This window comes from Nonomuraea marmarensis, from assembly GCF_043197025.1.
In the GTDB taxonomy this organism is placed as follows: domain Bacteria; phylum Actinomycetota; class Actinomycetes; order Streptosporangiales; family Streptosporangiaceae; genus Nonomuraea; species Nonomuraea marmarensis.
Genome location: NZ_JBICRM010000020.1, coordinates 166,611 through 173,359, shown reverse-complemented (window position 1 = coordinate 173,359; position 6,749 = coordinate 166,611). Strand labels below are relative to the sequence as shown.

The 6,749-nt window shown below is 69.5% G+C and carries 8 protein-coding genes; 3 read left to right on the top strand and 5 right to left on the bottom strand.

All coding sequences use genetic code 11. From position 1 onward, the window contains the following. On the bottom strand, positions 1-590 hold a 590-nt coding region (locus ACFLIM_RS29910; protein ID WP_393171097.1), incomplete at its 3' end, for an MBL fold metallo-hydrolase. Continuing rightward, positions 584-1,180: a dihydrofolate reductase family protein gene (locus ACFLIM_RS29905; RefSeq protein WP_393171096.1), complete on the bottom strand. Its 597-nt coding sequence runs from the start codon at positions 1,178-1,180 to the stop codon at positions 584-586. The genes ACFLIM_RS29905 and ACFLIM_RS29910, both read right to left, overlap by 7 nt. 74 nt (positions 1,181-1,254) lie before the next feature. On the opposite strand from ACFLIM_RS29905, the gene ACFLIM_RS29900 reads away from it, so the two are divergent. Further along, the gene (locus tag ACFLIM_RS29900; RefSeq protein WP_393171094.1) at positions 1,255-1,752 is read left to right on the top strand and encodes a winged helix-turn-helix transcriptional regulator; all 498 of its coding nucleotides are present in this window, start codon (positions 1,255-1,257) and stop codon (positions 1,750-1,752) included. A 119-nt stretch (positions 1,753-1,871) separates the two neighbouring features. Then, positions 1,872-2,579 (top strand): SDR family NAD(P)-dependent oxidoreductase, encoded by a 708-nt coding sequence (locus ACFLIM_RS29895; protein ID WP_393171093.1) that lies wholly within the window; start codon positions 1,872-1,874, stop codon positions 2,577-2,579. Between the two features lie 280 nt (positions 2,580-2,859). Here the strand turns inward: ACFLIM_RS29895 and ACFLIM_RS29890 are convergent, their stop codons facing one another. Next, complete coding sequence (locus tag ACFLIM_RS29890; protein ID WP_393171091.1) at positions 2,860-3,324, bottom strand: MarR family winged helix-turn-helix transcriptional regulator; 465 nt, start codon at positions 3,322-3,324, stop codon at positions 2,860-2,862. A 151-nt stretch (positions 3,325-3,475) separates the two neighbouring features. On the opposite strand from ACFLIM_RS29890, the gene ACFLIM_RS29885 reads away from it, so the two are divergent. Beyond that, complete coding sequence (locus ACFLIM_RS29885; protein ID WP_393171089.1) at positions 3,476-4,144, top strand: nitroreductase family protein; 669 nt, start codon at positions 3,476-3,478, stop codon at positions 4,142-4,144. Between the two features lie 283 nt (positions 4,145-4,427). On the opposite strand, the gene ACFLIM_RS29880 is transcribed toward ACFLIM_RS29885, so the two are convergent. Both ACFLIM_RS29880 and ACFLIM_RS29875 read right to left on the bottom strand, forming a co-directional pair. Beyond that, positions 4,428-5,126: a response regulator gene (locus ACFLIM_RS29880; protein ID WP_393171087.1), complete on the bottom strand. Its 699-nt coding sequence runs from the start codon at positions 5,124-5,126 to the stop codon at positions 4,428-4,430. Next, complete coding sequence (locus ACFLIM_RS29875) at positions 5,123-6,376, bottom strand: sensor histidine kinase (RefSeq protein ID WP_393171085.1); 1,254 nt, start codon at positions 6,374-6,376, stop codon at positions 5,123-5,125. Before ACFLIM_RS29875 ends, ACFLIM_RS29880 begins: the two co-directional genes overlap by 4 nt. Between the last annotated feature and the right edge of the window lie 373 nt (positions 6,377-6,749).

Here is a 6,749-nt window from a genome sequence, read left to right as displayed (position 1 = left end):
CCCGCCACGCCCTCCAGCAGCCGCAGCGCGGCGAGGTAGTCCTCGATCGGGTCAACGGTGCCGTTCAAGTCGAGCATCGGAATCAAGACATCAGAGAGCATGTCGCCGGCGACGAGAACCCCGCGTTTCTCAATCAACAGCGCCGCATGGCCCGGAGCATGCGCTTGATGCTCGATGATCCGGACCCCGGGGCCATCCCAAGGGATCTGCGTCGTCTCGGCAGGCAGGCCGGTAATGAGGCCGAGCAGGTCCAGCGGTACCTCCTCGGGGATGCCGGCGGCCTTTGCGACCGCATCCACCCCACCCGACAGGCGATCCCGGGCAGTAGCCGCGCAACGCGCGGTGCCGTAACGGGGCGCCGCGCCGAGCCCGGGATGCCAGAGCAGGTGATCCCAATGAGGATGCGTCGAGAAGCCTGCCACCACGGTCTGGCCCGAATCGGACAGGTCATTCGCGAGGCAGGCCAGTTCGTCGCCCTGCACCCCGGGGTCGATGAGCAACACGCCAGCCCGGCCGTGCACGACAACGGCGTTGCTCTGGCAGAACTCGCTCTCGTGGACCAGCACACCCTCCGCGACCTGCCTCAGCACGAGCTCGCCTCCTTTGCATCCCGGATGGCGTAGCGATGCATCGTGACGCCCTGCTCGAACGATCGCTGCTCGAGCAGGTCGAGCTCGATCGGCACGTCGTAGTCGTCGAACAGCGGCCTGCCGAAGCCGAGGATCGCGGGATGGGTGAAGAGCAGCAGCTCGTCGAGCAGCCCCGCCCGGAGCAGCTGGGTGGCGAGCGCCGCGCCGCCCACACTGATGCTGCCGTCGGTGCTGGTCCGCAGGGCGGCGAGTTGCTCGATCGCGTCGTCTCCGCCGATGATCCGGGTGTTGTGATCGGCGCTGCGGCGGGTGCGGGAGACGAGCACCTTGGGCTTGGCGGTCCAGATCTCGCCGTATTCACGCATGACGTCCGGCAGCGACGCGTCCTCGCGCGCCCGTGGCCAGTACTCCTCCATGACCTCGTAGTAGACCCGGCCCTGAACCATGAGCGCGAGCGCCTGCGTCTGCGCGTTGCACTCGCGGTGCAGTTCCTCGTCGATGCGCAGCCACTCGCCAGCACCGTTGTCCCCAGGAACTTGCTCGATCCGCAGGTCGAGGGACACCTGCATCGAGTAAACGAAGCGGCCCATCAGCTCCTCTTCCCAAAAGTGATTGTATTCTGCAACTACTATATGTAGGACGAAATACCTGTCAAGGAGGAATCGTGGAACCACGGTCCGGGTGTCCGATCAACGCCGCCGTCGAGGTGCTCGGAGATCGCTGGTCGTTGCTCGTGCTTCGCGACGTCATCTTCGGCGACCGCCGCTACTTTCGGGCGCTGCTCACCGGGTCGATCGAGGGCATCGCCTCGAATATCCTCGCCGACCGCCTCGTGCGGCTCGTCGACGCAGGGATCCTCACCCGCGGCACCGCCGCGCGGGGGCAGCGCGCTCGCTACAGCCTCACTGAAGCCGGCATCCAGACTCTTCCGATCATCTACGCCCTCGGCAACTGGGGCCTCGACTGGCGCCCGGGCAGCGACGAGCTCCGGAGCCGACAGCAGCTCATGCGCGATGAGGGTCCGGCGTTCATCGAGGAGCTCATGGACGAGCTTCGCGTCCGCCACCTCGGCGCCCCGCCGAAGCCGCACGACGGTCCAGGCCCGTTCGAGCGCCTCGACGCCGCCTACGCCGCGGCCGCCGAGCACGAACACGTCGATTAACGGTGACGGAACGGCCCCCGCCCTAGCCAAAGGAGGCCCAGGCCTACTTGCCTGGTACGGGCAGTCCCAGGAAGACGGGACGACTGGCTGACCACGCCGCCCGGCCGGAACCTGGAGGCATGACGACAACACTGATCACCGGAGCGAACAAGGGACTCGGCTACGAGAGCGCCCGCCGGCTCATCGCAGCGGGTCACACCGTCTACGCCGGCAGCCGCGACGCCGAACGCGGCCGCCGCGCCGCCGAGCGGCTGGGCGCGCGGATGGTCCTCATCGACGTCACCGACGAGGCGTCCGTCGCGGCCGCGGCCAAGACCATCGAGGCCGGCGGCGGACTGGACGTGCTGGTCAACAACGCCGGCATCGAAGGGCGGACGCCGGACGGAGGCGTGGCCGGCGCCGCGGAGGTGACCGCCGACATGATGCGGACGCTGTTCGAGACGAACGTCTTCGGCGTGGTCCGCGTCACCCACGCCTTCCTGCCGCTGCTGCGGCGCTCCACCGCCCCGGTCGTGGTCAACGTCAGCAGCGCCCTGGGCTCGATGGCCCGGATCACCGCCCCGGGCACACCGGCGTACGCCTACCCGGGGGTCGCCTATCCGGCGTCGAAGACCGCGGTCAACGTGATCACCGTGCAGTACGCGAAGGCGTTTCCGGGCATGCGGATCAACGCGGTGGAGCCCGGCTACACCGCGACGGACCTGAACGGGCACACAGGCACGCAGACCGTCGAGGAGGGCGCCGAGATCATCGTCCGCATGGCGCAGGTGGGCCCCGACGGCCCGACCGGAGGCTACTTCGACGCCGAAGGCCCCCTTCCCTGGTAAGAGGAGGGGCACCGAGAGCGCCCCGCGCGCACGCGGACCGGTCATGCCGGCACACCGCCGTCTATCGCGTCGCCGAGACGGACGCAAGCAACGGCACGGCCCGGGTGTTCTCCTCGCAGGAGCCGGCGCTGGGGGACTGCGCAGTCAGACGCTCGACAGCGCTGGGGGAGGCGCGGTCGACGCAGGAGAACGCGCCGGTGAGCCGATGAGGAAGTCCGGCACTCGAGGCGGCGGCGCGAGACCGGGTGCGCTCTCCAGCCCGGCCCCTCGATGCAGGCCGTCAGTCGCCGACGTGCAGCAGCTTGCCGAGGAGGGTGGTGAGCTGGGCGCGTTCGCCGGCGGTCAGGGATTGGAACGTGTCGTCGAGGAAGGCCGGGATCGAGGCCTGGGCCTCGGCGAGGCGGCGGCGGCCCGAGTCGGTGAGGGTGACGGCGTAGGAGCGGCGGTCGTGGGGATTGCGTTCCCTGCGCACGTGCCCGGCCCGTTCCAGATCGTCGCACACGCTGACCATGACGCTGCGGTCGATGCGCAGCTCCTCGCTGAGCGTCTGCTGCGAGCACGGCCCGACGGCCTGCAGCATCTGCAGCACCAGGTGCTGCCCCACCCCCAGGCCCTCCTCGGCGGCGTGCGCGTCGCCGGCGCGCGCCACGGCGGCCGAGGCCCGGCACAGCGCGATGTCCAGCCGCTCGGCCGCCAGCTGCGGGAAGTACGTCGGCCGCACGCGCGAGGCTGTCTTCGTCGGCATCGATCTCCTCTTCCGTATGCGGTCACCCTACACTAACAATCTCCACGCCAATGGTTTGACAACAGATTATTTGCGGCCCTACGGTCAACCCCATCTGCCAACAGATTGTTTGTGCACAGACGGAATGGGCGACCGCCTCAAGGAGACCGCGATGATCCTCGACCTGACCCCCGACGAACTCCTCACCACCACCCGCGCCGTACGCAAACGCCTCGACCTCACCCGCCCCGTCGAACGCCACCTCATCGAACAATGCGTCGACGCCGCCGTCCAAGCCCCCACCGCACGCAACCGGCAACGCTGGCACTTCCTCGTCGTCACCGACCCCGCCCAGCGCCGCGCCGTCGCCGACCTCTTCCTGCGCGCCCTGCCCCTGGCCGAAGGACAACCGCTCACCGGCGACGACCTGCGCCGCATGCACCACCACCCCGGCACCATGGACCGCGTCTTCGACGGCCTGCGCCACCTGGCCGCCAACATCCACCGCGTGCCCGCCTTCGTCATCCCCGCCGTCGAAGGCCGCACCGACCACGCCTCCGCCGCCGTCCAGGCCGGCACCTGGGGATCGATCCTGCCCGCCGTGTGGAGCTTCATGCTCGCCGCCCGCGCCCGCGGCCTCGGCACCTGCTGGACCACCGCGCAAGGCCCACTCGAAGGCGAACTGGCCCAGGTGCTCGGCGTGCCGTACGACGAGGTCATGCTCGCCGCGTTCATCCCCCTGGCCCACACCATCGGCACCGACTTCAAACCCGCCCGCCGCGTACCCCGCGACCAAGTCCTCCACTGGGACCGCTGGCAGCCCGGGGGAGTGGCCCCCTGACCACAAAGCCGTTCTACCCCCGCCGGCCTCGCGGGCACGGTCTTCTCGCTCAAGATCAGAATCGCCGCGATGCGCCCCGGCCCGGATCGCGGCGAATGGCCTGGACCGAAGCGCGTACCGGCAGCCCGGAGTCGTGCTTCGCGCCGGTGCCGGCGTTGAAATGTTCTCAGAAGATGGCGCGTTTCCCGTCCCCGGAGGAGATCCCCGACGTGGTGATCGACCATGTTCGGCGCTGATCACGGCCTGCTGATCGATACGCGCTGCGTCGTAGCGCGCTACGCGTTCATGGGTAAGGGCTGACCAGTCCTGTTTGGTAAGCGATGACGACCAGTTGCGCACGGTCGCGCGCACCCAGTTTCGTCATCGCGCGGCTGACATGGGTGCGCGCGGTGGCCGGGCTGAGGAACAACTCGGTACCGATCTCGTGGTTGCTCAGGCCCTGTCCCACCAGGGCCAGCACTTCGCGCTCGCGCTGGGTCAGCACCGCGAGCCGGTCCTCGGCGGTCCGGGCAGTTGCTCGTCGCGCGGTGAACTGGCCGATGAGGCGCCGGGTGATGCGCGGCGCGAGCAGCGCGTCTCCGGCGGCGATCACCCGGATGGCCTGCAGGAGCTCGGCCGGGCCGGCGTCTTTGAGCAGGAAGCCGCTGGCGCCGGCCCGTAGTGCGTCGAAGACGTACTCGTCGGTGTCGTAGGTGGTGAGGATGAGGACGCGGACCTGCTCCAACCCGCGTGTCTCGGCGATCTGGGCGGTGGCTTGAATGCCGTCCAGCTTGGGCATGCGGATGTCCATGAGGACGACGTCGGGGCGGGTGGCGCGGGCCCGTTCGACGGCTTCGGCGCCGTTGGTGGCTTCTGCCACCACCGTGATGTCGTCCTCGACGTCGAGCAGGACCTTGAACCCGGAACGCACGAGACGCTCGTCATCGGCGACCAGCACCTTGATCGGAGCGTTGGTCAACGGTGACGCGGCCGCTGCGTTCATAGGCGCGACCCGGTCGGCGCGAGGGGCAGTCGTGCCCTGACTTCGAACCCGCCGCCCGGAAGCGGCCTGGCGTCGAGTTCACCGCCCAGCAGTTGACAGCGCTCGCGCATGCCGACGATCCCACGACCGGGCTTGGCCGAGCCGCCGATGCTGGTCGGATGCCGGGCCGGTAGGCGCGGATCCGCGAGCTCATCACCTGGGGCGGCACGACGGCCCTCATCGGTCACGCGGATCTCCAAGACCTCGATCCCGGGGTTCAGCGCTACCGTCACCCGAGTCGGGCCGACGTGGCGGATCACGTTCGTGATCGATTCCTGAACGATTCGGTAGACAGCACTCCCCACCGCGCTCGGCAGCGGCGCCGCGGGCGAGGTCTCCTCGAGCTTGATGTCGAGTCCGGCCTCGCGTGCCTTGGCGGCCAGTTCGTCGATCTGCCCCAGCCCGGGGTACGGCACCCGCCCGTCGTCGTCACCGTCGTCGTCACGGAGCACCCCGAGGATGGCCCGCATCTCTCGCAACGCCCGGGAACTGGTCTGCTCGATGGCCCGCAGCGCCTCGCGGGCCACTTCCGGCCGCTTGTCGAGTACGTGCGCGGTGACCCCGGACTGGACGTTGATGATCACTATGGCGTGCGCGACGGTGTCGTGAACCTCGCGCGCGATCCGCAGGCGTTCGGCGTCCACCCGCGCCCGCGCTTCCTCCTCGCGAGTCCGCTCGGCCAACTCCGCACGCTCCAGAGCTTCGGCCGCGATGACCCGCCGGGACCGGACGGACTCGCCGAGGGCCGCGCTCATGACCGACGCACCGATCCGGAAGAACACCCAGCCGATGGCGGCGCGTGGCTCGATGTCGGCCGCGGCGACCAGCCAGCCGACCGTGAGCACCGAGGTGCCCACGCCGGCGATCACCAGCGACCGGCGCCCGTCACCGTAGGCGGCGACGGTGTACAGGGCGACGAAGAGCCCGAGCCAGCCGGGCCCGTCCGGGAAGTCAAGGGTGTAGTACACCAAGCTGGCGAGCGCGGCGGTGACGAACACCGGCACCGGCCACCGGCGGCGGACGACCACGACCACACCACTCACGACCAGCAGGACATATCCCAGGTATCCGAGGTCGGTAAGGGGACGCTGTACCACCTCGCCGACATTGCGGACTATCGTGCCCTGAACCTGCATCACGGTGATGAAGAGCGCGAGTAACACGTCCTGCGTCAGCACCGGCAGGCGCAACGACACCACGCGGTGTTCCATGCCGCGATCCTACGGTTCCCGCGCGCGAGAACACTCCGCCCAGACGCGCGACCGCCTACGACGACGGGCGTACGAGGGTCCGGGGTGCCTAAGCAGAACTGCGTAGACGCTGCCATCCGCTGCCGGAGGCCGCGCCCGCCTCGACGGCGCGACGATCGGTTCCGTACACCAGACCGCCACCCCCTCTACCGCCCCCGCTCCGGGCCGTGGTGATCCTGCACGTCGTCGCGCTGCTGGTCCAGGCCGTGACGGCGGGCCGGCGAGGTTCATCGTCCCGGCCGCGTTGCTGCTGGCGTTCACGATCGTGGCGGCGATCCTCGGCGGCGCGGGCCTGACGACCGTAACGACAGGCCAAGCCCTCCGCGATAAAATG